Annotated in this window: 1 protein-coding gene; it reads right to left on the bottom strand. The window is 43.3% G+C overall.

Annotation, left to right across the window (positions count from 1 at the left end; translation table 11 throughout):
* The coding region (locus tag ACKWCA_RS23920) for a non-ribosomal peptide synthetase (RefSeq protein WP_413980776.1) at window positions 1-1748 on the bottom strand (1748 nt) is incomplete at both ends.

Raw genomic sequence — 1748 nt, 5'->3', positions numbered from 1 at the left:
GGCCCTACATAATCATCACTTGTAGTGAGCTCCGGGTCGGGAAGGGCCCTGCGGTCGACCTTGCCGTTAGGGGTCAACGGAAATGAATCCATCTGCACATAGTGAACGGGAAGCATATAATCAGGTAAGGTCAGTGCCAAATAGGACCGTAGCTCTCCTGGTTTGATTTCATTGTCGGATACGATATAGGCTATAAGGTCCATACTCCCTCCTCTTTCTTTCGCTACTACTACAATATCCCTCACTTCTTCATAGGCCAATAATTGGTTCTCGATCTCCCCTAACTCGATTCTATAACCGCGGATCTTTACCTGATTATCCCTGCGACCTTGGTATTCGATATTGCCGTCGGACAACCAACAGGCAAGATCCCCTGTTCTATATACCTTCTTCTCATTGGGGATCCAATGGTCAATAAATTTCTCCGAGGTCAAGGTCATATCCCCTATATAACGTTGGGCTAGTCCGTCTCCGGCAATGCACAGTTCTCCTGTTACACCAATGGGAACAAGGTTCCCATACTTGTCGGTGATATAGATTCGCTCATTGGGTAGGGGTTTGCCTATTGGAATGGTTGAATAATCGTCCAGCTTAGCCAGTTCTATCTCAAAACTCGTGGAATCGACACATGTCTCTGTAGGTCCGTAGATGTTAAATAACTTTACTCGATCATATTCATGATACTTATAAAACTCCTTTACAAGTTCTTTTGACAACACTTCTCCCGCTAACATCCATATACGTAAACTCGTTAATCTAAAATCTTCATCCAATGAGCTCATCAAAATCCGGAGATGCGTAGGCGTACCATCGGATACCTCAATGCCATTCCTATTATAAAAATCAATCAACCGATCGCCATCTTTACGATCAAGGTCATCACATATATAAAGACTATGTCCTAGTAGTAAAGCTCCGAATATCTGTTGGACGGATGCATCGAAGGAGTAAGAGGCAAGTAGTGCCACTCGTAAAGATTTTGAACCATGATCACTACTATATACCCTTTCCCTAAGGCCTTGTACCAAATTTATAACACTTTTATGCCCCATCATAACACCTTTGGGCAGGCCAGTCGAACCGGAGGTGAATATGCAATAAGCCAAATCATTTGGTTCAATAGGCATCCCGATATTCTGGGAGCTATCCATATAAAGATCTTCCGAATGAATATTTCTTACCGGTAGATATGCAGAATACTGCTCCAGATAGGTACCTTCTGTAAGCAAAAGGGTCGACCGACTTTGATCCAGCATGTACTCCACACGCTGAGCAGGAAGGTTAGTATCAATCGGCAGGTATCCCGCACCTGACTTCAGTACTCCAAGAATACCTATTATCATCTCGACAGAGCGATCCAATAACAGGCCCACCACACTTCCAGGAACGATTCCAAAAGATACAAGGTAATTTGCCAATTGATTCGACCTTTCATTGAGCTCCTTATAAGTATGCCGCTCCCCCTGAATGACAACAGCAACCCGGTCAGGATTTTCCAATACCTGCTCTTCGAACATCTCGACTATCGAATAATCGATTGAATAATCAGCCCCAGACTTGTTGAATCCCTTCAATAGGGTATCGCGCTCCTCTATAGATAGAATATCGATCTGGGATAACTTTATGCTGGGGTTTGAAATAACCGCAAACACTATTTCCTTGAAATACAGGATAAATCTATTTATGGTACTTGCCTTAAATAGATCCGTGGAATACTCGAAATTAAGGTAAATCCCATCGTTGGACTC

The sequence above is a fragment of the Maribacter corallii genome (assembly GCF_047345415.1).
In the GTDB taxonomy this organism is placed as follows: domain Bacteria; phylum Bacteroidota; class Bacteroidia; order Flavobacteriales; family Flavobacteriaceae; genus Maribacter_C.
Note: the sequence above shows the minus strand (reverse complement) of the source record. Positions and strands in the feature narration are given on the sequence as shown.